Origin of the sequence: Erwinia oleae (assembly GCF_000770305.1) — a bacterium.
Classification (GTDB): domain Bacteria; phylum Pseudomonadota; class Gammaproteobacteria; order Enterobacterales; family Enterobacteriaceae; genus Erwinia; species Erwinia oleae.
The window spans coordinates 31,314-56,587 of the sequence record NZ_JNVB01000014.1 but is presented as its reverse complement, the minus strand read 5'-3'; the positions used below and the strand labels follow the sequence as shown (position 1 = coordinate 56,587).

Here is a 25,274-nt window from a genome sequence, read left to right as displayed (position 1 = left end):
TTTTACTCGTCTTCGTCCTCATCGCGCAGCGGCACAATCAGCATGTCAATATGTACGGTGTTGATGAGCTGGCGCGCCGATGACATCAGCTTGCTCCAGAAATCCTGATGATGACCACACACCACTAAATCCACGTTGTACTTCTTAATCGCATCCACCAGCACCTGGCCCAGATCACCGCTGCCGCTCAGCGTTTCAGAGATGGGATAGCCAGCGCCGTGAGACAGTTCGGTAAGCGCGGAATGGGTTTCTTCAGATATGCGTTTTTGCATGTCGCCAAGGTTGACATCAATCAAGCCGGTGTAGAGATCGGAATAATTCACATCAACGTGGATCAGCGAGATTTTGGCATCGTAAGGACGCGCCATGGATACCGCTTTTTCCACCAGCAGCTTGCTTTCTGGTGAAAGGTCTACGGCAATCAGAATGTGTTTGTAAGACATAACGATACTCCTTTCATGCGATGCGGCCTGGTAACAACCGTCAAGGTATGCGTCTTAAAGTCCTGAAATCCTGTGAACACGATGTGGATTTCGCGTGAGGGGTAAGCGAATCAGCGCTCGCCGCCGCCTTTATTATTGATCGCTTTTAAGTATAGACCGAATTGTTAACAGAATCTGTGCCATAACGCGCGGTTTACAAAGGGCGTCATAATGAAAATTTTTCCGTCGGGATAAGTAAACTGGGCTGGAAAACTTTTAATCAGATCTCCTACACTATTAATGACGGGCCGGGGTGCTCGCGCCGCTGTGATAATAAAAAATCGCTAATTCTGTGGTTGACGATCCATCGTGAAGCCTGCCTGCGCAGCTTATTCACTGATGCTAAGTCGGGAGGAGATGATGATCAGCACCATCGCGCTTTTCTGGGCTCTTTGCTTCGTTTGTGTAATTAATATGGCTCGCTATTTTTCTTCTCTGCGTGCGCTGCTGGTGGTGCTTCGCGGCTGCGATCCGTTGCTTTATCAGTACGTCGACGGCGCCGGGTTTTTTACCTCGCACGGTCAGCCCAGCAAGCAGGTGCGGCTGGTGCGCTATATCTGGACTCAGCGCTACCTCGATCATCATGATGATGAGTTTATCCGCCGCTGCGAGCGGGTGCGCGGCCAGTTTTTGCTGACCAGCGCGCTGTGCGGGTTAGTGGTTATCAGCCTGATTGGCCTGATCATCTGGCACTGAACGAAAAAAGGGCGGGCAACATGCCCACCCTTTTCTGCTTTCATACCGCTCAGACGAACTTCAGCGCCACCCAGTAAAGACAGCCGGACAGCACAATTGAAACGGGCAGGGTGAGCACCCAGGCCAGCAGAATATTCTTGATGGTCTTGCCCTGCACGCCACCGCCGTCAACCAGCATGGTGCCCGCCACCGACGATGAGAGCACGTGCGTGGTTGACACAGGCATGCCGGTATAGCTGGCGACACCGATTGAAACCGCCGCCGTCATCTGCGCCGCCATGCCCTGCGCGTAGGTCATGCCTTTCTTACCAATCTTCTCGCCGATGGTGGTGGCAACACGACGCCAGCCGACCATGGTGCCTAGCGCCAGTGCCATCGCCACGGCAATGATGATCCACACCGGCGCGTACTCGACGGTATTCAGCAAATCGCCCTTAAGCTGACTGAGGAAACGGCGATCTTCGCCATTGGTTTCCGGCAGCTTGGCCGCTTTGTCCGCCGTATCAGAGATACACATCAGCAGACGGCGAAGCTGCGCGCGCTGATCGAGGCTGAGCGCATCATAGCTTTGCAGATTGTTCAGCAGACCCTGCGCACGCTCAATGGCGGGCAGCGCGCGAGACGCGTTGCAGTGAAACTCCTTCGGGCCGTCCCGGTTCTCTTCCGGCGTGGGCACCGCAGGCGGCGCCATCTGCACAATGTGCGTCATCGTTTCCGGCTTCTGCTGATAGAACTGTCCCAGATGATTGACCGCATCGCGCGTGCGGGTGATGTCATAACCGGAGGCGTTCATATTGACCACAAAGCCCGCAGGCGCCACGCCAATCAGCACCAGCATAATCAGGCCAATGCCTTTCTGGCCGTCGTTGGCACCGTGAGAATAGCTGACGCCGATGGCAGAAACGATCAGGGCGATCCGCGTCCAGAACGGCGGTTTTTTCTTGCCGTCGATTTTTTCACGTTCGGCTGGCGTCATATGGATACGGCGGCGTTTTTTGCTGCCGCTCCAGTAGCGACGCAGGATGAATACCAGCCCGCCTGCGATGATCAGGCCGACAATGGGTGAAATCACCAGCGACAGAAAGATGCCGATCATTTTTGGGATATTCAGCGCTTCTACCACCGAGGTGCCGGTCAGCAGCGCGTTGGTCAGGCCGATACCAATGATGGCGCCGATAAGCGTGTGTGAACTGGAGGCAGGCAGACCAAAATACCAGGTGCCGAGGTTCCAGATAATCGCGGCCAGCAGCATGGAAAAGACCATGGCCAGTCCATGAGCGGAACCGACGTTTAACAGGAGATCGGTGGGAAGCAGATGGACAATCGCGTACGCAACGCTCAGTCCGCCTAACAGCACACCAAAGAAATTGAATACCCCCGCCATGACGACTGCCAACTGCGAGCGCATCGCGCGGGTATAGATAACCGTAGCCACTGCATTTGCCGTATCGTGAAAGCCGTTGATGGCCTCATAAAACAGAACGAACAGCAGCGCAAGAACAAGTAACAGGCCGGTATGATAATCAAGACCAGCAAACAGATGTAGCATAAGCGTTACGCCATATTTTTGAAGGACATGAACGCGGCGCATTATCCGCGAGAAACTGCGCCAGGGGAAAGCAAAATATAGTCTTTTTTGACAGATTTATGTCAGCTATCAAACGCAGGCAACACAATATGTCGAAAAATCATCCGGTTAATAAATGTTTCTGTAATGACAGGCCGGTGACGCTGGCATCGATCCAGGCAACTCTCTACAATCACCGTCTTTTAAGCAGGTGGGCAAACGCGCGTGGAAAAGTTTGACGTTATTATCATCGGTGCCGGGGCAGCCGGGCTGTTCTGCGCTGCGCAGGCCGGGCAGCGCGGCAGGCGCGTACTGCTGCTTGATAACGGTAAAAAGGCCGGGCGCAAAATATTGATGTCCGGCGGCGGACGCTGTAATTTCACCAACCTCTATACCGAGCCGTCGGCCTACCTTTCCCACAATCCTCACTTTTGTAAATCCGCGCTGGCGCGCTACACCCAATGGGATTTTATCGATCTGGTGAATCGACACGGCATCGCCTGGCACGAAAAAACGCTCGGCCAGCTGTTCTGCGACAACACCGCGCAGCAGATTGTCGATCTGCTGCTGAAGGAGTGCGAGGCGGGGCAGGTGACTCTGCGCCTGCGCAGCGAGGTGCTGAGCGTTGAGCGTGATGAAGGTGGCTATACGCTGGCGCTGAACGGCGCAACCGTGCGGGCGGAGAAGCTGGTGATCGCTACCGGCGGATTGTCGATGCCGGGGCTGGGCGCATCGCCGTTTGGCTATAAAATCGCGGAGCAGTTTGGCCTGAACGTTTATCCCACCCGCGCGGGCCTGGTGCCGTTCACGCTGCACAAGCCGCTGCTGGCGCAGTTACACACCCTCTCTGGCGTGGCGGTGCCCGCCGTTCTGACCGCCGAAAATGGCACGGTATTTAAAGAAGCGCTGCTGTTTACTCACCGCGGGCTCTCCGGTCCGGCGGTGCTTCAGCTTTCCAGCTACTGGCAGCCGGGCGAATTCATCACGGTCGATCTGTCGCCGGCGTGCGATCTTCATCAGCTTATGAATGAAGAGCGTGAGGCGCACCCGAATCAGAGCCTGAAAAATACGCTGGCGAAGGTGCTGCCACGCCGTCTGGTGGAGTGTCTGCAACTGCTGGGTATCGTGCCGGAATGTTCGCTCAGGCAACTTAACAGCCGTCAACAGGAAGCGCTGGCCTCCGCGTTGCACCAGTGGCGCGTGCAGCCGAACGGCACGGAAGGCTATCGCACCGCCGAAGTGACGCTTGGCGGCGTGGATACCACGCTGCTGTCATCAAAAACGATGGAGGCCCGCGACGTGCCGGGCCTGTACTTCATCGGCGAGGTGATCGACGTTACCGGCTGGCTCGGGGGCTACAACTTTCAGTGGGCCTGGAGCTCGGCCTGGGCCTGCGCGCAGGCGATTTGAGCGACCTCTGTTTACCGGCTTGCTTTTATATCGCTCATTAGCGCAGAAAAAGGATTATCCAGAAGTTAATAAATGATACAGAGTAGAGTAATGAGAATTGTTATATTTTAACTTCTGTAAAGGCCCGTATTGAGACATGAACAACTACGCCGCTTCACAAATTTTCCTGCACTGGCTGACGCTACTCCTGCTTGTCCTCGCCTATGGCACGGTGCAAATCCGGCCGTGGGTGCCGGACGGGCCATCATGGCAGGGCTATGCGGTCGCCATTACCCATATTACCGCCGGCGCGACCGTGCTTTGTCTGATGCTGCTGCGGCTTTTCCTACGGCTGATTAAACGCACCCCCGCTATCGTGCCGGTACCGAAGCGCTGGCATACCGGCATGGCCCATCTTACGCATACCTGCCTGTATGCGCTGTTTATCGCCCTGCCTGCCAGCGCCATTTTCTCGCGCTATTTTTGGGGTGCGGAGTGGAGCCTGTACGGCGTGGCGATGCCTTATGCCGACGCCGCGGATCACGCCCTTTCCAAACGTTTTAACCAGTGGCATAAACTGCTGGCTCCGCTGGGGTACTGGCTGATTGGTTTACATACCGCCGCCGCGCTGGCGCACCACTATCTGTTTAAGGACAATACGCTGCTGCGCATGATGCCTTCGCGGCGTCAGCGCCGGTAGCATCACCACAGGCACGGCTTCTTTAACCGCTGCGACAGCGGACTGCTCCGGCGATCGCCAGCGCTGTGCGCCATCCGGCGCGCACGGCCACCTTATTTTTAGTCATTACAGGATTGGGTCATCATTATAAAGCGAATTATTACATTAATTATTTAATCTTTCTGTCAACCGTCACGCTTATTGATTCCAGTAATATGTGATACAACCTGGGATCAGAGCAAAAGGCATTATAATGTTGCGTCAGTGTGAAGATGGTTTTATTTCAACGCCAGCCTGAATTTAATTTTTTGTTATTTTTGGGTGCTTTTTATTCGTTATTAGCGTAGTTGAATCTTATAAAACAGGATTTCTTTGTTTTTCATCCCGTTGTACATCACAAGGGCGTTTTTATTTTAACAGAAACAGTTATTTAACGTATTCTTTCTTCTTTGCAGGTGTTGAAAAACCTGGCTTTAACCGAAAAGATAAGGTTAAACGGAAGCCTTTATTACCATAGTTAATAAAATCGAACGCAATTTACTCTGGCGAGCTGTTTTACTTATTTTACTTTTAGATGTAACATTTGTTCGTATTTATTTTAAATTGATTGCGTGCTAATTATTTTATGCTGACGCTTCTACTGGTGTTGCCATTAATACAGATCTCAATGAATGACTATTGAGGGCCCAATGCAGGATCGATACCTGTGTCTTTGTCCGGGCCGCTATACAAAGGAATGTCTCATGTTTATTAATAAAAAATTCTTCTCACTTAATATAATAACGCTGGCGTTATTCCCGTTTTATGTCTCAGCAGCTTCTTCGTCCGCCTGGGTGGCGGAAAACGGCGCGGTCGTTACCGCAGATGACAACTACACCACCACCACGCAAGATGACGTTCCGCTACGGGTCAACGGTGAAAACAGCCTGTTGATAACCGATCTCGGGACCGTTTTTACCAGCGCCGCCGACGCCACCGACGTTGCACAGGTGACAGATAAAGGCACGCTGCAACTTAATCGCTCCTCACTTTATGCGCAAAAAGCCTCATCCAATGGCATAAAAGTCACGGACGGCACGCTGGAAATGAACGGCGGGCTGGTCGGTACTGCCGGGGGGAATAACAATGGCATTCTGGCTACTCAAAATTCAAACATCACGCTGAATAACGCGCAGGTCGCGCTCAGCGGCATTAACAGCGTGGCAATCAATCTGTCGGGCGGCACGCTGACCGCGAACGATATTGGCATCACCAGCGGCGATGCAGGTAACTTTGGCATCCGACTGGAAGACGGTACGGTTGCAAAAGTGGACAATGCAAAAATAGCCTTAGGCAACGCGGGTGCGCGGCACAGTCTGTATATCCTCAACAGTACGTTTGAAGGCAAAAACGTGGTCATTACCTCGGCAGCGACCGCCGCCGCCGCCATCCGTTTAGATAAAGGCAGTAATACCACTGATATTTCAAGCGTCACCCTTACCGACAGCAGCATTAACGCCGCCGACGTTGGGGTGAGAGTAATGAACGGCGTACTGACGCTGAACAATGTGGATGTTAATTCGGTCAGTCATGCCGTTGACGTTAACCAGGACGAAGGTACAGTACTGATTGATGGCGGCTCCTATACCACCACAGGGGATGAGGCGGACGCACTGATTGTCATGTCGGATCAGGCCCTGCTGACCGCGACGAACACCCGTATTGCTACACAGGGCGACAACGCCACCGCCGTTGCTGCCCTGCTCGGCACGGCAATCGTAAAAGATAGCGAGCTCTCAACCACCGGCGATTACGCATATGGTCTCTACTCGCATGGCAGCGTCGAGGGTGAAGGCCTGACCATTACCACGTCAGGCATAAGCAGTCATGCCGTTGTTGCCGCACTTGGCGGTGAAACCACGGCCCGAGAAAGCGTTATTCACACCCGCGGGGACAACAGCGTAGGGCTGTTTGCGATGCATAATTCAACCGTTAATGCTGACGGTGTGGATCTTCGCACCGAGGGGGTCAATGCGCATGGCATGCGGATAACCTACGGCGGCGCGCTCAACGTCAGCAACAGCATCATCACCGCCGAACAGGCTGAAGGGCTGTATGTCATCATGCCAAGCCCGGCTAATGAGCCACGGCCGCAGGCGACGCTGGATAACGTTGCGCTGACCAGCGCCAATTCGACGGCGATCCTGGCAGGTGGAACAAATGGTTTTCAGCTTACGCTGAAGAATAACACCACGGTTTCCGGTGGTAACGGCGAAGCTATCAGGGCAAGCGCGATCATTGATGACAACCCTGACGTTGCTCCGGTGTATGCAAATATTACGACAACGGCGGCGGGACAGGTCAGGCTGTTGGGCGATGTGGTAACCGACAGCTATGAAAACCGCATTGATTTATCGTTAGCCGACGGTTCCGAACTGCATGGTGCAACGCAGAACGTTAACAGCCTGGCGCTGGATGACAGCAGCGTATGGTTGATGAGTGCAGACTCAAACGTGAAAACGCTGAAGCAGAATGGTCACGTTATTTTTAAACGCGGCGGGGATTATCGCACCCTGACCGTAGACGGCGACCTGAGCGGAAACGGTAACTTTACCCTTAATACTCACCTTGGAGGCGATGACTCGCCTTCAGATAAGGTACACGTCAAAGGCAAGGCAGAAGGTAGCTACAACGTTACCTTCACTAACACGGATGGCGCAGGCGCACAAACCGATGCCGGTATTAAGGTTATCCAGGTTGACGGCGACACGCAGGGCGCCACCTTTACCCAGGCGGGCCGTGCCGTTGCGGGAAATTATGAGTATTACCTGAATAAAGTGGGTAATAACGACTGGTATCTTCAGGCTTCTTACGCCGCCGTTGAGCCGGAAGAAGAGGCGGTTACGCCACCGATTGATGACGGCAATTCGGGTAATAACCAGAACAAGCCGGACAACAATGGGGGCAACGACCAGGGCAATAAGCCCGATGCGCCCAAGACTTATCGTGCGGAGACGGCAGGCTATCTGATGACGCCGTATCTGAATGCGGCTTATGGCTTTATGTCAGTGGGTGCTTACCACCAGCGTATGGGCGCTTACCGGGACGGTCAGGGTGCCTGGGGACGCGTTTATGGACGTCATGACAGCTTCGGTGCCGATCGTTTTGGTTATGACGTTAACAGCTCTTACATTCAGTTGGGCGGTGACGTTTACAATCAGACACTCAGCAACGGCTGGCAGGCAAAAGCAGGCCCAATGATTACCCTGGGACGTCAGAACAGCGCCAATCAGGACTACGCCCGTCGCGCGCGAGCAGGGTTGTCGGTGAATACCGGGCATGCGTACACCACCGCTTACGGCGTGGGCGGCTACTTCACGGCACTGCATGATGACGGCACCTATGTTGATACCGTGGCGCAGCTTACCCGCTACAGCAATCGTCTGCACAGCGACTCATCGGCGAAACTGGACAGTTATGGTCTGGTGGTTTCCGGAGAAGTGGGCAAGCCTTATACACTCTCAGGCCGCGTCAAAATTGAGCCGCAGGCGCAGCTCATGGTGCAATATATGAACGTGAGTCAGACCGAATCCGCAGACGTGAAGCTGAACGATCAGAACTTCTTTATTGGCCAGGCTCGCGGCGGAATGCGTCTGTTCTATGACGGAACGCGTGCGCAGCCTTATCTGAAAGCAGATATGGTGCAGCAAATTGGCGCAACGCCGGGCATCATGATGAATTCAGAGCGCCTGAAGCCAGACGTTCATAAAGCACAGTGGCAGGCTGGGGCAGGCGTCAGCGCCAACGTGGATAAGAATCTGCGCGTCTATGCTGAAGGTCAGTACTCACATACCTTTAGCAAGGGAATTGAGGGCTATACCGGGTCGTTGGGCCTGGAATATAAGTTCTGAGCAAGGCGATAAAAAAGCCCGCGACTGTCGCGGGCTTTTCGCTTTCTGGCTATTCGTTAATGTTGGGATGCTGATTGATCAGATGCTTACGCTTCTCTTCCAGCTCGGCAATCTGCTCATTGATATCCTCAATCTTGTTCTCAATGTTATCGTGATGCTCCTGCAATATTTCGCGCGCCTCGGCCATATCGGAAGCTGCCGGCGTTGCACCGCGTAATGGCTTATTGGCCGTCTCTTTCATCGTCAAGCCGGTGATCAGGCCAATTACCGCCACCACCATCAGATAATAAGCGGGCATATACAGGCTACCGGATGATTCAACCAGCCATGCCGCCAGGGTCGGCGTCAGGCCCGCAACCAGTACCGAAATGTTAAAGGCGCTGGCTAATGCGCTGTAGCGAATATGCGTGGGGAACATCGCTGGCAGCGTCGAGGCCATCACGCCGGTGAAACAGTTGAGGATCACCGCCAGCACCAGCAGACCGGCAAAAATCAGGCCCATAACGTCGCTGTTAATCAGCATGAAGCATGGGATCGCCAGAAGCAGCAGCGCGATGCTGCCGATGATAACGAAAGGCTTACGGCCAAACTTATCGCTCATCATGCCCATTACCGGCTGTACAAACAGCATACCAATCATAATGGCGATAATGATCAGCACGCCATGATCTTCCGGGTAGTGCAGGTTGTGCGAAAGATAACTTGGCATGTAGGTCAGCAGCATGTAATAGGTGACGTTGGTAGAAATCACCAGGCCGACACACACCAGCAGGCTTCGCCAGTGTTTAGTGGCGATCTCCTTAAAGGAGACTTTCGGCCCGTCGGTCAGCCCTTCGCGATCGCCCTGTTCAAGCTTATCAACGTGCTGTTGGAACGCAGGCGTTTCTTCCAGCGCGTGGCGCAGATAAAGCCCGATGATCCCCAGCGGCAGCGCAACAAAGAACGGGATGCGCCATCCCCAGCTGAGGAAGTTTGCCTCACCCACAACGGTAGAGATAAGCACTACCAGACCCGCGCCAAGCACAAAGCCGGCGATTGAGCCAAAGTCCAGCCAGCTCCCCATAAAGCCACGTTTGCGATCGGGCGAGTACTCCGCCACAAAAATTGACGCACCGGTATATTCGCCGCCTACGGAAAAGCCCTGCGCCATTTTACACAGCAGCAGCAGGATGGGTGCCCAGATACCGATCGAGGCGTGGGAGGGGATCAGGCCGATACAGAACGTGCTGATCGACATAATCACAATGGTTATCGAAAGGATTTTTTGGCGACCATATTTGTCGCCCAGCGCGCCAAAAAACAGCCCACCCAGTGGACGGATTAAGAAAGGAACCGAGAACGTCGCCAGAGCGGCGATCATCTGTACGCCGGGGTCGGCGCCCGGAAAAAAGACCTGGCCCAATGCGTAAGCCACAAATCCATACACACCAAAGTCGAACCACTCCATGGCGTTACCAAGCGAAGCAGCGGTAATCGCCTTGCGTAACCTGGCATCATCAATGATCGTTACGTCTTTTAAGCCAATCGGCTTAACACGCTTCCTACGTAGCTTCATATAAAACACCCTGTAGTTTTCTGTTTTCCAATGGGAACTGCGTTCATCTGTCGTCTTGAAAATATGAGACAACGCACATAATAGCTTCCAGGTCTGCCATCCTGCCGACAGCAATATTTAGCGGGCGTTCACGCCTTTTAACCTGTCGCTGACGTTGCTCAGTATATCGTTACTTAAGCACGTAACATAATTTCTACCGGAAATTATTGAATTTTTAAAAAACAGATAACCGGGATTTCATTGCAAATTCATAAGTTTATTTTTTTTCAGAGCCGTTTTTTTTCCACGGTGGCCACCGACATGGCAATCAGCCCACTCACCATCCGCCGCAGGTGTGGTTCATTTTCAACGGATGCTTTCAGGCTGGTCGTGGCGGTGCGCAGGATGAAGGCCATATCGTCAGCCGTAATATAGGGATTACCCGTCAGGTTGGGCGCCAGCACGGTTTTCAACGCCTGTTCAAATTCCGCGTGCATTGCCCGGGTGGCATCGGGCGCCCATGCCTGGCAGTTAACGATCAAATCTGTCGCATTCTCCGATCCCAGCACTGACATTACCGGTTCAATCAGCCAGATATCAAACAGGCAGGCCAGCTGCGCATGCAGGCCACTGGCAGCGGGAAGGCGTTCTGCTGTCGCAAGGCCGTTACGGCGCTGCTATTCCTATTATTATGTCGCCGATGAGTATTTTGTTTATCCGCTCCCGAAGGGGCCGGATCCGGCTGGCGCGCCGCCGTCGCCTCGCCAGTTCAGGCGCTGCGGGAACGAAGGACACTCGCGCGATGCTGGCCTTCTGCCAGCAGCATAATATTGTGGCGGATGTAGAGGTTGTCGCGATACGTGATATCAACAGCGTGCTGGCGCGTCTGGAAAAAGGCGACGTGCGCTATCGCTTTGTCATTGATATGCAACGTGGCTGAAGGTAATACAAAACGGGCGTCGCGGGCGCCCGTCAGCGCTACGCGTTAAAGAACGTCTGGCGCAGCGCCAGCTCCACGCCGCGCACCTCTGCCAGCCCTTTCAGCCGACCAATCGCCGAGTAGCCAGGGTTGGTTTTCTTATGCAGATCGTCCAGCATCTGATGCCCATGGTCAGGACGCATCGGGATTGGACGCTGGCTGCCCCGCTGGCGACGACGCTGCTCTTCGGCCAGAATCACCTTGACCACGCCGACCATATCGACGTCGCCCTCCAGGTGCGCCGCCTCATGAAAGCTCTTCGGGTTGGCCTCGCGTAGCGTCGAACGCAGGTGCGCAAAGTGAATGCGATCGGCAAAGGCGCTGGCCATTTGCACCAGATCGTTGTCCGCGCGGACGCCATACGAACCGGTACAAAAGGTAAAGCCGTTATGAATGCTGTCGACCGTCGCCTTCAGCCACTGCATATCGTCAAACGTTGAGACGATGCGCGGCAGGCCGAGGATCGGACGCGGCGGATCGTCAGGATGCACCGCCAGAACGATGCCCGCCTCTTCCGCCACCGGCACCACGGCGCGTAAAAATTCAGCCATGCTCTCGCGCAGCCCGGCTTTGTCGATGCCGTCGTACTGCGAAAGCTGCGCCTGAAACTGCGCCAGCGTGTAGCCCTCTTCTGCGCCTGGCAGTCCGGCAATGATGTTGCGCGTCAGCGTCTCTACCGCGTCCGGCGTCATGGCCGCGAAGTAATCCGCCGCCTCTTTCTGCTCCTGCGCATCGTAATCCTGCGCCGCGCCGGGGCGTTTCAGAATGTGCAGTTCGAAGGCGGCAAAGGCGATGTGATCGAAACGCAGCGCCTTCGCGCCATCCGGCAGTTCCCAGGCCAGATCGGTGCGCGTCCAGTCCAGCACGGGCATAAAGTTGTAGCAAACGGTATCCACGCCGCAGGCGCCAAGGTGACGAATCGACTGCTGATAGTTAGCAATGTAGCGTTGGTAATCGCCACGTCGGGTCTTGATTGACTCATGGACGGGAATACTCTCCACCACTGACCACACCAGACCTTTTTCCGCCAGCAGCGCCTGACGCGCCCTGATTTCTTCGATGGGCCAGACCTCGCCGTTGGGAATATGATGAAGGGCAGTGACGATGCCGGTTGCCCCCGCCTGGCGCGCATCATCCAGCGACACAGGATCGTTTGGGCCATACCAGCGCCATGTGTGTTCCATAAACTCGCTCCTCGCAAATATTGGCCCGGTGGTCAGGCCGCTGGACCAAGAATAGAACGTAACAACGTTCAGCGCCGTGATACCGATCGCAGCTTTTAGCCAGCAGCAGCCTCAAAAAGGGCAGAACCCTGTGCTAAGCTGCCTGCCAAATCGCATGGCAGGAGCCGTCAGATATGGAATTACCGACGCTTAAACCCGAAAGACTCTATCGGCAGATCTCCGCGCTGCTGATTAGCTGCATTCACAAAGGGCAGTTTTTGCCTGGCGCGATGCTGCCGCCGGAGCGCGAACTGGCCAGGCAGTTGGGCGTCAGCCGCTCTTCCGTGCGTGAAGCGCTGATCGCGCTGGAAATTACCGGCTGGGTGGAAATTCGTACCGGCAACGGCGTGTTTGTCGCCAGTCCGCTGCCGCAGGCGGACGTCACGCCTGTTGACGAAGCGTTCAGCCTGAAGGCCCTGCTCAACGCGAGGAAGATCTACGAAGGGATGACCGCCGAACTGGCGGCGCGCAACGGCACGGACGATCAGCGCGCCAGACTGCATGAACTTGCGCAGGATTTAACTGGCTTAAATATCAACGATGAAAAATTTCTCCATGAAGACAAGCGCTTTCATTTGTTAATTGCTGAAATGACCGGCAACGAGCTGCTGGCGGAAATGATGGAATATCTGTGGAATAAGCGAAAAAGCTCACACTTTATTCGACTGGAAAGTCACTATGCGGAAAACGACTTTCCGCGAGTGATGAATCAGGATCACGACAGCATCGCGCGGGCTATCGCCGCGCGCGATCCGGTGCTTGCCCGGCAGTGCATGGAAAACCATCTCCAGCATGTCTACGATCGCTTATTCAGCGAGACGTAATGGTTACTTCGTCAGGCGCTTATTGGTGCGTGGCCTGCCGTTGCCGAGCAGGATCGCCAGCTTGCTCCCGCCCGGCGTGGTTTCCATCAAAATTTTGCAGACGCAGGTGAGCGGCACGGAGAGCAGCATGCCAACCGGGCCGAGCAGCCACCCCCAGAACAGCAACGACAGAAACACCACCAGGCTCGAGAGCCCCAGCCCTCTTCCCATCAGCCGTGGCTCAAGCAGATTGCCAAAAACCATATGAATGGCGATAAACAGGGTGGCAACCAGCGTGGCGTCGTAAACGCTGTTCAGCAGAAGCGCCTGAAGAAACGGCGGCACGCCGGCGATAATCGGGCCGATATTCGGAATGTAGTTCATCGCAAAGGCGACTACGGCCCACAGCAGCGCGAATTTTATGCCCAGCAGGAACAGCACCAGCCAGACTGAAAGGCCGGTGATCAAGCTGATCAGCGTTTTTAAGGCCAGATAATGGGTTACGCCTTTTAAAGCCTTGTGTAAACCGGCAATGCGGATTTTCGGGTTAACCAGCGCGAAACGCAGTTTATAGGGCAGATGATGCACCTCAAACAGCATAAAGATCACCGTGGTCAGCACCAGCACGATATTGGTCATGACCCCGGAAAACTGGCTCAGCACTGCGCCCGCCATATTCATCACTGAATCGGGGCCAAGTCGGTCAGCCAGTCGCGTGGTGGAAAGGTTAATGTGAAAGGGCGAAGCAAAATGCTGCAAAATCGCCAGTTTGCGCTCCACCTGCGTACTGAGCTGTGGATAAATATCGCTGAATTCACTGACCGAACCGGCAATCATCGCCACCAGCAGGGCAATAAAAATCAGTACGGCAACCACCACCAGCGTCACGGCTATCACCCGTTTGACGCCGCGCCGCATCAGTATTGTGACCAGCGGATTCAGTATAATGGCCAGAAACATCGCCAGTAAAAAGGGCACCATGATCTCCGACGCTGCCTTGATACCCGCCAGAATGACTACCAGCGTCGCCAGCTTCAGCAACATGTTCTGCCCTATCTTCTCCTGCTGTAATTCACTCATTCCGCCTCCGATGCGCCAATTCGCTCATCAAGTCTAGCGCATTCATACGCTTACGCGACGAAATTTAGAGAGTTCGCTGACGTTGACCGATATTTGTCACCACGTGGTGCGATCTTTTTTCGGCAAAACCAGGTATAGTTAATACTCATCTCTGTCCAATAGCGTACTGATTTTCATGCCTGAACAACCTGATACGGAGCCTGCGCTGAGCGGATTACGCCTGAACCTGCGTATTATTTCCGTAGTGATTTTTAACTTCGCCAGCTATATGACCATTGGGCTGCCGCTGGCGGTTTTGCCCGGTTACGTGCACGACATAATGGGTTTCAGCACTTTCTGGGCGGGTCTTGCCATCAGTTTGCAATACTTCGCCACGCTGCTCACCCGACCGCATTCCGGCCGAATGGCCGATCGCTGGGGGCCGAAAAAAGTGGTGATCCTCGGTCTGTTTGGCCCCTTACTCAGCGGCGTTTTTTATGCGCTGGGCGCGCTGGGCGACAGCACGCCCGTTCTGGGCCTGATTTTTATCTGTATCGGCAGGATAATTTTGGGCGCGGGCCAGAGCTTTGCGGGCACCGGCTCCACCCTGTGGGGCGTTGGCGTGGTGGGCTCGCTGCATATTGGCCGGGTAATTTCCTGGAACGGCATCTTTACCTACGGCGCAATGGCGATTGGCGCGCCGCTCGGCGTGGCAATCTATCATTGGGGCGGCCTGCTGCTGCTTTCCGGCATCATTATCGTTATTGCGCTGGCGGCTATTCTGCTGGCACTGCCGCGTGAAAACGTCAAAAGCAGTAAGGGCAAACAGCTCCCGTTCCGTGCCGTGCTGGGCCGCATTTGGGGCTATGGTGTGATCCTGGCGATGGGATCGGCGGGGTTTGGCGTTATCGCCACCTTTATTACGCTGTTCTATCAGGCAAAAGGTTGGGAGGGGGCCGCCTGGGCGCTGACGCTGTTTAGCGGTGCGTTTGTGGGAACGCGGCTGCTGTTTCCGAACGCGATCAACCGCCACGGCGGCCTGATGGTTGCGCTGGTGTGCTTTGCCGTCGAAGCCGTGGGGCTGTTTCTGGTATGGGGCGCGGGCGATCCGTGGGTCGCGAAGCTGGGCGCGTTTCTCACTGGCGCAGGCTTCTCGCTGGTGTTCCCTGCCGTTGGCGTCGTCGCGGTGAAAGCGGTGCCGCCACAGAATCAGGGCAGCGCGCTGGCAACGTATACCGCATTTATGGATCTCTCGCTGGGAATTACCGGGCCGGTCGCAGGGCTGGTAATGAGCTGGCTCGGCGTACCGGTAATCTATCTGTTGAGCGGCCTGCTGATCTGCGTGGCCATGGTGCTGACGTGGCGGCTTCGGCGCGCCACGCCGGCGGCAGGCTGATATCATCAGAGATCGCGTCGTTTCTGCTGGGTGGTTTTGGCGCGGCGCATCAGTAGCCAGACCCGTGCGGTTTTCACTGCGACCCGACGGGCGGCAGTGGTTTCTGTGGCATCTGGCTGTGCATCCGGCTGACACACGCAGTCCGCCTGCTTTTTCCCTTTGCCGTTAAGGATCAGGTTCGCCACAATTGCCACGCTGGTTCCCAGGGTAATACCGCTGTGCAGGAACATTTTTGCCAGTTCGGGGAGTTGATGGAACAGGCTGGGCACCAGTACCGGCATTAGTCCGATACCCAACGTCAGCGCGACGACCATACCGTTATTGTTATTACGATAGTTAACCTGCCCGAGCGAACGTATGCCGGACACCGCCACCATGCCAAACATCACCACGCCCGCGCCGCCCAGTACCGGCTTAGGGATAATCACCACCAGCGCCGCGAGCTTTGCGAAGAGGCCCATCAGGATCAGCATCGCCCCTGAAACGGCGACAACAAAGCGGCTCTTTACGCCAGTAAGGTTAATCAGCCCGACGTTTTGTGCGAAGGCAGCATAGGGGAAAAGATTAAAAAAACTGCCGCTGAAGGTCGCCAGGCCACAGGCCAGCAACCCTTTCCTGAGCGTTTCGCTTTCGGCTTTGCGGCCGACGATCTCCCCCGTTGCCATCATTGACGACATGGTTTCGACCATGACGACGACCATCACCATGGAGAGTAAAAAAATGGGCACGAGGTGGAACTCAGGCGTAGAGAAATAGAGCGGTCTGGGCAGGTTTAGCCAGGGTGCAACCGACACCTGACTGAAATCCAGCGTGTCCACAAGATACCAAACGGTGGAACCGATGAGCAGGCCAATCAGCACGGCGACGTTTTTAATCAGCCCGGATGCAAACGTATAGATATTGAGGATAACGATCAGCGTTAGCGAAGCCAGCGCAAGAGAGAGAATATTGCCAAACCCCTCTGTTTCGCTGCTGCCACCGCCGATCCAACCGCCCGCAACCGGCATAATCGACAGCCCTATCAGGGTAACGATCGATCCCATGACCACCTTTGGAAAAAAGCGAACGAGTTTGGAAAACCACGGGGCGCAAAGCAGTGTAAATGCCCCTGCAACCATTACCGCGCCGGAGATCCCGCCCATGCCATACTCTTTGCCGATAAGAACCATCGGGATGAGGGCGGCAAAGGTACAGCCCTGTACCACCGGCAAACGGCAGCCCAGCCAGCGGCTGACACCCAGCGTTTGCAGCAGCGTGGCGGCACCGCAAACGAAGAGATCGCTGCTGATTAGCAGCACTATCTGGTCGTTGGAGAGGTCAAGCGCCGCGCCGATAACCAGCGGTACGGCCACCGCGCCCGCGTACATCACCAGGACGTGCTGAAGCCCGTAGAGGATCATCTGGCTCATCGGCAGAATCTCATCCACCGGCAATGACCGGGCAGCCTCGGCTGTCATATCAGAAGTTGAAGCGTTCATTAATACATTTCTCCATTACGGCCGGAAAGAGGGGATCTCCGGCTACGACTCGAAGGCGGGTTGCCTCCCTGTCCGATTCAGACGCATGACCATCATCCGACGAATGTATTCGCGCCCTGAATGGACGCAGACGGGTATTAGTCAAGGGCGGCCATTCTTTTCCATAGCTCGCCAGCTGCCTTACGCGCACTGGTGTATAACGGCTCGACATCAAAGGGAAAAGTACGGTTTTCATAAACCATTTTGCCCGCGACCATAACGCTGTTCACCGAACTGCTGTTCATGCCGAAGGCCAGGTGGCCGGCAAGATTGTCACTCAGTAAGGGTGTGGGCGATACGTAGTCGCAAATGGTGAGATCGGCAGTGTAGTTCGCCTCCAGCCTGCCGAATTTCGCCTCGAAGTTGCGTTCAAGGATCACATTGCCGTTGTAAAGCATGCGCAGGAAGCTGTCTGGCCAAAGCGGGCCACCAGCATCGCGGTGTTTGAACCAGGCAAATTTAAGCTCTTCAAACATGTCTGCGCCGATGCCGTCTGTGCCCAGCGCGGCCAGAGTGTAATCAGGAAGGTGCGCGTTATAGCCGACGTTATTATTCATATTTGAACGGGCGTTGTGCGCAAGGCAGGCACCGCGCTGATTAAGCAGGCTGATTTCGTCAGGCTGAAGCCACAATGCATGAGCGATGACGGTTTTCTCATCAAGCAGTCCGAATTTATCGAGCCGCTTAATGGGATCGAGACCATAATGGTGATGGCTGTGCGACACATCATAGCGATCCTCCGCGACGTGGATATGCAGGCCACACCCGGTTTGGCGTTGCGCCTCTTTCAGCATATCCAGACCCGCATCGGGTAACGTAAAGGGCGCATGAGCGCCCAGATGCGCCCTCACCAGACCGCCGCGTGTGTTATTTTTGACCAACTGCGCGAACGCGATATTTTCCTCCACGCCAGCTTCAAGCTCTTTCAGGCCGCCGTTGCGATCGGTCGTTTCAAAACAGGTCATGCCACGCAGGCCAGCCTCAACAAAACCACGGTGTAGCGTAGCCAGTGAACCTTTAATCAGGTTTGGCGAGGCATGATGATCGATGACCGCGGTACAGCCGTGTTTAATCGCCTCCAGCGAGCAGATCAGTCCGCTGTAATAAAGAGACTCTTCATCAAGCACGCGATCGAGACGCCACCAGAGGTTTTTTAAGGTTGAAATAAAATCCGGGCAGGGCGCGATGGGGGCAAGAATGCCGCGGGAAAGCCCGGAGTAAAAGTGATTATGCGCACAAACCAGCCCCGGCATCACCAGACGGTGCCGCATATCCTTGATTTCGGCCTGCGGATAACGCCCGGCAAGATTGCTGCCCGTGTCGACAATTTTTTCGCCTTCAATAACAATATCGATGTCCTGCTCCACCCGACAGGGTTCGAACTGAACGGCAGTGCAATTCCTGAGTAACAGCATAATTATTCCTCCATGTGTCCAAGCAGATAGGGATGATGCTGACGGGTGTAGCTGATGATGGCTGCCATTTCCTGTAGTTCATCCGGCGTCTCACCGATAAGATTGCCGCCACTGTCCAGGTTGAACATCCATTCGCGACCGCGCAGGCGGATCTGCACGCTGTCGCGCTCAACCATAAATCCAGGATTGCTGCTGTTAACGAAGTCCTGCGGCAGACTGAATACGGTGATCTTGTCCTTGTAGGGTTTACCCTGCCACGGGCAGAACTGCGCGCAGTTGCCGCATTCATTGCAGAACGCGTCGAGATGCAGGATCTGCTGACGGCTTTTAAAATTCGGTACGCTCAGCGCGACATTGGCGCGGTTAGGACAGACATCGACGCACTTCGCGCAGACGTAATTACACTCAAGGCAGCGCGCAGACTCCTGACGGGCATAGTCTTCGTCGCTGCTGATCTGGCGAACAAAAACCTGCCCTTTTCGACCGTAAAGCGCTATCGGATCGCTGTTTAGCCAGCGTTTGTCATCTTTATCGGAACGGATATTTTCACGTTTGAGAATGGCGTTGCTGGCTTTACGCGCGCTACCGATGGCGGAAACAATCGAGGCCGGGCCGGTTTGCACATCACCAATCATAAAGACGTTGGTAAGATCTGTTTCCAGCGTATCAGGATCGTACTGCGGCACGCCGTTGGCGGGTACGGAAAGGCCGAGTCTGCGCAGGGTGGTATCGTCCGGGTTTTCCCCGGTGGCGGCGATCAGCGCATCAAAATGGATAATGCGCGTTTCATCGGTGGCCAGCGGGCGACGACGCCCACCCGCGTCGGGTTCGCCTGGCTGCATAACTCGTAGCAGAAGCGCGCCATCGGCTTCGAAGCGTTCAGGGCTGACCAGCGTCATAAATTTTACGCCGTCATGCGTGGCCTCAGCGATCTCCTCCGGCCAGGCGGGCATATCCGCCGCTTCACGACGGTAGACAATGGTGGCGGAGGTGACGCCAGGCGTTCTGAGCGCGGCTCTTGCGCAGTCCATCGCGGTATTGCCTGCGCCCACGATGGCAACATCGCCGCCGATACCGCAAGCGGCAGGGTTATCGTTAAAGCCGCGCAGAAAATCAAAGGATTTCATGACGCGGGGGTTGCCGCCCGGTAAGGCCAGCACGTTACTTTTTTCTGCGCCGATTGCCACGCAGACGTAGGTGTAACCCTGCTGGCGAAGCGCATCGATGTTCAGATGGGGATCACAGTTATAGATGAATTTGACACCATGATCGGCAATAAACTTAATATCGTGTTCGATCAGTTCGGCGGGTATACGAAAGCGCGGCACGATATTATTCGCCACGCCGCCGGCGCCAGCTTCACGTTCAAAAAGCGTTACCGGATGCCCGGCGCGGGCGAGGAAATAGCCGGCGGCAAGACCCGCCGGGCCAGCACCAATCACCGCAACCGGATGCCGGTTGCCGGAACCCGCAGGTTTGTGCCAGCGCTGGCGGTAGGCTTCCCATCCTTTTTCCAGCGCGATTTTTTTAATCCGACGGATATTCAGCGCGCTGTCATAGTCGAGGCGCGTACAGTTGTACTGACACTGATGGTCGCAGATATGTCCGGTAATGGCGGGCAGCGCGTTGCGCTGATAAATCAAATCCAGCGCGTCCGCGTAGCGGCCTTCGCCAGCCAGGCGCAGGTATTCCGGAATATCCTGCTTGATGGCGCAGGCGGTTACGCAGGGCGCGACGTAGCAATCGGTTAGCGGCAGCGGACCGCCTGCATCAATTTCATCACGGCTTTTCCAGGCTTTTTTTGACCACTCTGCGGTAAGCGAAGCGTCTGCCAGCACTCTCAGCTTTTTAGTATCGATGCCGTTGCTGCGCCAGCCTTCGCCCTTATCCAGCCTCTCTGCACAGATTTTCATCCGCAGGTAGCCGCCCGGCTTCAGCAGATCGGTCGCCATGGTAACCGGCTGGATGCCGGTGGCAAAAATATCGGCGATGTTAAACTGGCTGGCTCCGCCCGAATAGGAGATGGGAAGCTGTCCGTTGAAATGCTCCGAAAGAAACGCGGCGACATTGATTGAGAGAGGATAGAGCGCCCGCCCTGACATATACATTTCATCGCCAGGCAGACGATGTTTATGGTTGCGTGCGCCCAGCGTATTGGTCAGTTTTACGCCAAAGGTGCGCTGCCGGGCTTTACCCAGCGCCATTAGCCGCTCCAGCATTTCCAGCGCCTGCGTCGGTTGCAGATCGTGGCTAAAAGATTCTTCACTTAAGGAGATATAGTCGAAGCCGTTATGGCTCAGGATCTCCCTGACTCGCGCATAGCCCAGCAGCGTAGGATTAAGTTTTACATAGGTATGCAACGCTTGCTCCTGCAACATATAGCGACAGATGGATTCAATCTCATCCGGCGGACAGCCATGCATGGTGGAGAGCGTCACGCTGTTGACCATGCGAGGTGAGATGTTGTCCACCAGCGTCATCAGCATTGTTCGTTCGGCTTTTTGCAGCAGAGTGAATGCTGCGCCCCGGTCGATAAACGTTTTCATCTCCTGCTGGTAGCGAGCGAACTTCTCATTTTTACTGGCATCACGCATCTCGTTGATAAAGGTCTGCATCGGGGGCTGCTTAATCCCTTTCAGGTCATAACCGACGCTCATATTAAAAATGAAAGAGCGCCCCTGGCCTTGCCGGCGAGGCGTGTAGAGTTCTTCCAGCAGGTGCAGCACCATCCATGCCTTGAGGTACTCGTCCCAGGCTTTTGTAAGCGTAAACTCCGTTGACCACTCGGTATTGAACGCCTCATCGCTGGCGTCAATACAGGGCTTTTCAATCTCAAGGCGATCGAGGATCTGCACCGTTTTCAGTTCAATAAAACTGCCGCCGGTCAGCCAGGCGACGATGATATTCTGAGCCAGTTGGGTATGTGGCCCGGCTGCCGGCCCGACCGCCGTGTCGCAGGTTTCGCCAAAAAGCGATAGCTGCCGGGCAGGATTGCGATGATAAAAATGCTGTTCCGGAATGCCAAATATGGATTGGTTTTCCTGATACTCCGCACAAACTCTCGTCATGAGTTCTCCGAAGGGAATGGGACGCATAATGTCACCCATAACAAGCTCCTCTTTGTTTTCCAGTCATCCCGCTCGGCATACCTGCTTTGCGAATAATTTTGCATTGCTAAAGCAACAACCGCGCCAGGAAAGAAACGCATCGACGGTTTGAACAGGTTTCGTGACGGGATTCGCAAACCTGATGGCAGATCGCCGCCGTCGGCGCAATTAACTGAAAATGAAAATTATTTCTTTTCGATGTTCTCTTCTTCTCGCGCAAATAAGTTCGCAAATTAAGAATTCCCCTCTCAATATGAGAATTTCAGCGACCTGATTGAAATATGCCTTTGAAAGATATGATTAAAATTGAGGTATAAACCTTGCATATGTCTAATCAGGCAATCGACAGGGAGAAGGATCATGTCAGGTTTATTTGCAAAGGCAGCAGAGTTACAGCGCCAGAATGGCGCATTCGCGCTATTGCACATTGTGCAGAGTCGCGGTTCCACGCCGCGTCATTCTGCCAGCATGCTGGTCAGCGAAGAGGGAGAAACAGTGGGAACGATCGGTGGCGGAATGATGGAGCGGCTGGCTATTGAGCAGGCCACACAGGCGCTGAGTGAAGGAAGATCGCAGCTTTTTCATGCCCGGCTCGCCCGCCAGGGCAGGGATGCGGTGGGATCGGACTGCGGCGGCGACATGACGGTATTCATTGCGGTCTACCCGCGTCGCCCTGCACTCTATTTATTCGGTGCCGGTCACGTCAATCGCGCGGTGGCGCAGGCCGCGCAGCCGCTCGGTTTTTCTGTTGTGGTTGCCGATACCTGGGAGAAGAATTTATGCGATCCCGCATTACCTGCCGATTGCCGCTGTATCAGTGGCGAAAGCTATAGCCGCATCATCGAAGAGCTGACGCTGGATGCGCAAGGCTATGCCATTATTGCGACTAACAGTCAGGACAGTGAAGTGCTGAAGGCGATCGTCACGCGGCCGCTGGCTTACCTTGGGCTGCTTGCCAGCCGGCGGAAAGCCTGGCGCTTTCGGGAATCGCTTAAAAACGAGCAAGGGCTGAACGATGAGGCGCTGGCGCATTTTCATTCGCCTGTCGGCATCGATATTGCAGCGGAAACGCCAGAGGAGATCGCCATCAGCATTCTGGGAGATATTGTCCGGCATTATCGTCAGGCAAACCGACAGCGCAGCAACGAAAAAATAAATGAGCAGGGCGGTCTGGAACTGCTGACCGCCGTGCCGCAGACTACTGCTGTATGAGCGTACCGGTTTCTCCGGCGATGCCTTCTCTGGCTTTTTCAAGCTGAGTAATCAACGCCTGACAACCTTTGCCAGCGGCGGCGAAAAACAGCGCCGCTTCTACTTTCGGCAGCATCGAGCCGGGCGCAAACTGACCATCAGCGATGTGCCTGCGCGCTTCCTTCGGCGTCATGCTGTCGAGCCAGCACTCGTCGGGGCGGTTAAAGTTGATAGCTACTTTTTCTACCGCAGTCAGAATAATCAACATATCAGCATTGATCTCGCGAGCCAGTATCGCACTGGCCCAGTCTTTATCGATGACCGCACTGGCGCCTTGCAGATGGTTGCCTTTACTCACAACCGGAATGCCACCGCCGCCAACCGTAATGACAACCTGTCCGGCCTCAAGCAGCGCCCTGATTGAAGCCGCTTCTACAATCTCTGTTGGTCGTGGAGAAGCCACCACCCGTCGCCAACCGCGACCGGCATCTTCGCGCAGCACCTCGCCTTTCGCGATGCGCTTCTGCGCTTCTTCTGTCGAGACAAAGCTGCCAATCGGCTTATCGGGATGCTGAAAAGCGGCATCCTGCTCGTCCACTTTTACCTGAGTAATCAGCGACACGACGGCTTTATCGATGCCAGCATTGAGTAGCGCCTCACGGATCGCATTTTGCAGATCGTAGCCAATGTAGCCCTGGCTAAGCGCAACGCAAACCGACATCGGCAGGGCGGGCGAATCCGCATCAATGCGCGATGCCGCTTCAAATGCCTGATTTATCATGCCAACCTGCGGGCCATTGCCGTGCGTAATGACCAGTTCGTGCCCGGCGGCTATGAGTTCAACAATCGTTTTTGCGGTGTTTTTCACCGCGTTCATCTGCTCCGGCAATCCTTTACCCAGCGCGTTGCCGCCGAGCGCCAGTACAATTCTTTTTTTCATGACTCCTCCCTGTTAACAAAGGCTTTGCGAAATAGAAATTTTCCATCACCAGCTCGACCGATAAAGCGTCCGTGGCTGCAAACGACTTTTCCTTTTGACAGTGTGATAACTGGCCAGCCGTCGCACACAAAGCCTTCCCACGGGGAGTAATCACCGTTGTCGTGCAGCGCGCTGTGGCGAATGGCACTTCTGGCAAGGGGATCAAAAAGGGTGAGGTCAGCATCGGCGCCGGGCAGAAGGCTGCCTTTTTCCGGCCACAGGCCAAACAGTTTCGCGGGTTGCGTACTGGTCAGCGAGACAAAGCGTGAAAGGCTGATACGCCCTTTCATCACGCCTTCGGAAAAAAGTAGCGGCATACGATTTTCCACACCAGGCAGACCGTTGGGGCAGCGGGTAAAATCGGTCGAGGCCATCTTCTGCCGCTGCTGAAAAGGAAAATTGCAGTGATCGGTCGCGACTGTATCAATGTCGCCATCGGCGATACCCACCCAAAGCTTATCCAGCTCTGAACGAGGCCGCAGTGGCGGGCAAAGCATATATTTCAACGGTTCGGCATGCCGATAGCGGCTGTCGTCCAGCAGTAGATATTGTGGACAGGTTTCCACCCAAACCGGCTGCCCCTGTGCGCGCGCCATACGAACGTAGTCCAGCCCCTGTCCATTAGACAGATGTACAATATAGAGCGGGGCATCCCCGGCCAGCCGGGCAAGATTGAGCGTTCTGGCAATGGCTTCGGCTTCGCATACCGCCGGACGGCTCCAGGGATGTCGCGTTGCATCGCCTCTCTCCTGTTGTGTAAGCTGCTGAAGCCGCCACTTTATGGATGCGTCGTTCTCAGGATGCACGGTAGCCAGCGCGCCGCACTCCTTCAGCTTAGCGAGCAGCCGCAGCACGTCGCCGTCGTTAAGCAGATGTTTATAGGTAAGATAAAATTTAAAACTGCTGATGCCCTCCTGATGCACCATCTGCGGAATAGCCTCAAGGATGGCGTCGTCTATGTGCTGAATGACACCATGAAAACTGTAATCAATGACGGCCTGGCCAGCCGCGTCGTGATGATACTTTTTTAACTGATGATCCAGACTGCATCCGTCAGGCCCAAAGCCCATATGGTCGATAATGGTGGTTGTGCCGCCGCAGGCCGCAGCGCGCGTGCCGCTGAAAAAGTCATCGCAGCTCTGCGCAATGCCAACATCAATATTGAAATGGGTATGCACGTCGATGCCGCCGGGCATCACCAGTAAACCGCGCGCGTCAATGACTTCCATGTCCGCATCGCTGGTAATATCGGTATCACGTCGGATTATCTTTTGTCGGTCGATAAGCAGATCCTGACGGTATTTGCCTGAGTGATCCACTAGCGTGCCGCCTTTGATTAAGGTTTTCATTATGTTGCTCCCGTCGGCG

The 25,274-nt window shown here is 55.0% G+C and carries 19 protein-coding genes; 8 read left to right on the top strand and 11 right to left on the bottom strand.

What is annotated here, in order from left to right; all coding sequences use genetic code 11:
• Positions 1-2: 2 nt before the first annotated feature.
• The gene (gene uspA / locus GS12_RS06570; RefSeq protein ID WP_034917801.1) at positions 3-443 is read right to left on the bottom strand and encodes a universal stress protein UspA; all 441 of its coding nucleotides are present in this window, start codon (positions 441-443) and stop codon (positions 3-5) included.
• Between the two features lie 399 nt (positions 444-842).
• On the opposite strand from uspA, the gene uspB reads away from it, so the two are divergent.
• Positions 843-1,178, top strand: a complete 336-nt coding sequence (uspB, locus tag GS12_RS06565; RefSeq protein WP_034917798.1) for a universal stress protein UspB — start codon at positions 843-845, stop codon at positions 1,176-1,178.
• 49 nt (positions 1,179-1,227) lie between these two features.
• Here uspB and pitA read toward each other — a convergent pair whose 3' ends face one another.
• Positions 1,228-2,727 (bottom strand): inorganic phosphate transporter PitA, encoded by a 1,500-nt coding sequence (pitA, locus tag GS12_RS06560; protein WP_152601366.1) that lies wholly within the window; start codon positions 2,725-2,727, stop codon positions 1,228-1,230.
• A gap of 243 nt (positions 2,728-2,970) precedes the next feature.
• On the opposite strand from pitA, the gene GS12_RS06555 reads away from it, so the two are divergent.
• The 3 genes from GS12_RS06555 (at position 2,971) to GS12_RS06545 (ending at position 8,703) form a co-directional block, all read left to right on the top strand.
• Positions 2,971-4,155, top strand: a complete 1,185-nt coding sequence (locus GS12_RS06555) for a BaiN/RdsA family NAD(P)/FAD-dependent oxidoreductase (protein ID WP_034945086.1) — start codon at positions 2,971-2,973, stop codon at positions 4,153-4,155.
• A 136-nt stretch (positions 4,156-4,291) separates the two neighbouring features.
• Positions 4,292-4,834, top strand: a complete 543-nt coding sequence (gene cybB, locus GS12_RS06550) for a cytochrome b561 (protein WP_034945082.1) — start codon at positions 4,292-4,294, stop codon at positions 4,832-4,834.
• A gap of 722 nt (positions 4,835-5,556) precedes the next feature.
• Positions 5,557-8,703: an autotransporter family protein gene (locus GS12_RS06545; protein ID WP_034945079.1), complete on the top strand. Its 3,147-nt coding sequence runs from the start codon at positions 5,557-5,559 to the stop codon at positions 8,701-8,703.
• A 49-nt stretch (positions 8,704-8,752) separates the two neighbouring features.
• Here the strand turns inward: GS12_RS06545 and proP are convergent, their stop codons facing one another.
• A complete protein-coding gene (proP, locus tag GS12_RS06540) occupies positions 8,753-10,258 on the bottom strand; it encodes a glycine betaine/L-proline transporter ProP (protein ID WP_034945076.1) in 1,506 nt (501 codons plus the stop codon).
• A 266-nt stretch (positions 10,259-10,524) separates the two neighbouring features.
• Complete coding sequence (locus GS12_RS22950; protein ID WP_152601365.1) at positions 10,525-10,812, bottom strand: hypothetical protein; 288 nt, start codon at positions 10,810-10,812, stop codon at positions 10,525-10,527.
• Between the two features lie 125 nt (positions 10,813-10,937).
• Between GS12_RS22950 and GS12_RS24245 the strand changes: the two genes are divergently transcribed.
• Entirely contained in the window at positions 10,938-11,177 is a 240-nt protein-coding gene (locus GS12_RS24245) for a hypothetical protein (protein ID WP_152601364.1), read from the top strand.
• A gap of 38 nt (positions 11,178-11,215) precedes the next feature.
• Here GS12_RS24245 and uxuA read toward each other — a convergent pair whose 3' ends face one another.
• Positions 11,216-12,400, bottom strand: a complete 1,185-nt coding sequence (gene uxuA, locus GS12_RS06530; protein ID WP_034917784.1) for a mannonate dehydratase — start codon at positions 12,398-12,400, stop codon at positions 11,216-11,218.
• 173 nt (positions 12,401-12,573) lie between these two features.
• On the opposite strand from uxuA, the gene GS12_RS06525 reads away from it, so the two are divergent.
• Positions 12,574-13,263 carry a FadR/GntR family transcriptional regulator gene (locus GS12_RS06525; protein WP_034917782.1) on the top strand — a complete coding sequence of 230 codons (690 nt, stop codon included), beginning with the start codon at positions 12,574-12,576 and terminating at the stop codon, positions 13,261-13,263.
• Positions 13,264-13,266: 3 nt separating this feature from the next.
• On the opposite strand, the gene GS12_RS06520 is transcribed toward GS12_RS06525, so the two are convergent.
• Positions 13,267-14,322: an AI-2E family transporter gene (locus GS12_RS06520; protein WP_034945073.1), complete on the bottom strand. Its 1,056-nt coding sequence runs from the start codon at positions 14,320-14,322 to the stop codon at positions 13,267-13,269.
• 175 nt (positions 14,323-14,497) lie between these two features.
• Here GS12_RS06520 and GS12_RS06515 point away from each other — a divergent pair, with 175 nt between their 5' ends.
• Positions 14,498-15,697, top strand: a complete 1,200-nt coding sequence (locus GS12_RS06515) for an MFS transporter (protein WP_034945070.1) — start codon at positions 14,498-14,500, stop codon at positions 15,695-15,697.
• 5 nt (positions 15,698-15,702) lie between these two features.
• Here GS12_RS06515 and GS12_RS06510 read toward each other — a convergent pair whose 3' ends face one another.
• From GS12_RS06510 to ygfK, 3 genes are all read right to left on the bottom strand, one after another.
• Positions 15,703-17,175 carry a nucleobase:cation symporter-2 family protein gene (locus GS12_RS06510; protein WP_052118369.1) on the bottom strand — a complete coding sequence of 491 codons (1,473 nt, stop codon included), beginning with the start codon at positions 17,173-17,175 and terminating at the stop codon, positions 15,703-15,705.
• A 137-nt stretch (positions 17,176-17,312) separates the two neighbouring features.
• Positions 17,313-18,629: a putative aminohydrolase SsnA gene (gene ssnA, locus GS12_RS06505; protein ID WP_034945067.1), complete on the bottom strand. Its 1,317-nt coding sequence runs from the start codon at positions 18,627-18,629 to the stop codon at positions 17,313-17,315.
• Positions 18,630-18,631: 2 nt separating this feature from the next.
• Positions 18,632-21,736, bottom strand: a complete 3,105-nt coding sequence (ygfK, locus tag GS12_RS06500) for a putative selenate reductase subunit YgfK (protein ID WP_034945064.1) — start codon at positions 21,734-21,736, stop codon at positions 18,632-18,634.
• A 360-nt stretch (positions 21,737-22,096) separates the two neighbouring features.
• Here ygfK and GS12_RS06495 point away from each other — a divergent pair, with 360 nt between their 5' ends.
• On the top strand, positions 22,097-22,948 hold the full coding sequence (locus GS12_RS06495) for an XdhC family protein (RefSeq protein ID WP_052118368.1): 852 nt from the start codon (positions 22,097-22,099) through the stop codon (positions 22,946-22,948).
• On the opposite strand, the gene arcC is transcribed toward GS12_RS06495, so the two are convergent.
• Positions 22,935-23,867: a carbamate kinase gene (gene arcC, locus GS12_RS06490; RefSeq protein WP_034945061.1), complete on the bottom strand. Its 933-nt coding sequence runs from the start codon at positions 23,865-23,867 to the stop codon at positions 22,935-22,937. The two genes, GS12_RS06495 and arcC, sit on opposite strands and share 14 nt — an antisense overlap.
• Positions 23,864-25,255 carry a dihydropyrimidinase gene (hydA, locus tag GS12_RS06485; protein ID WP_034945058.1) on the bottom strand — a complete coding sequence of 464 codons (1,392 nt, stop codon included), beginning with the start codon at positions 25,253-25,255 and terminating at the stop codon, positions 23,864-23,866. Before hydA ends, arcC begins: the two co-directional genes overlap by 4 nt.
• Between the last annotated feature and the right edge of the window lie 19 nt (positions 25,256-25,274).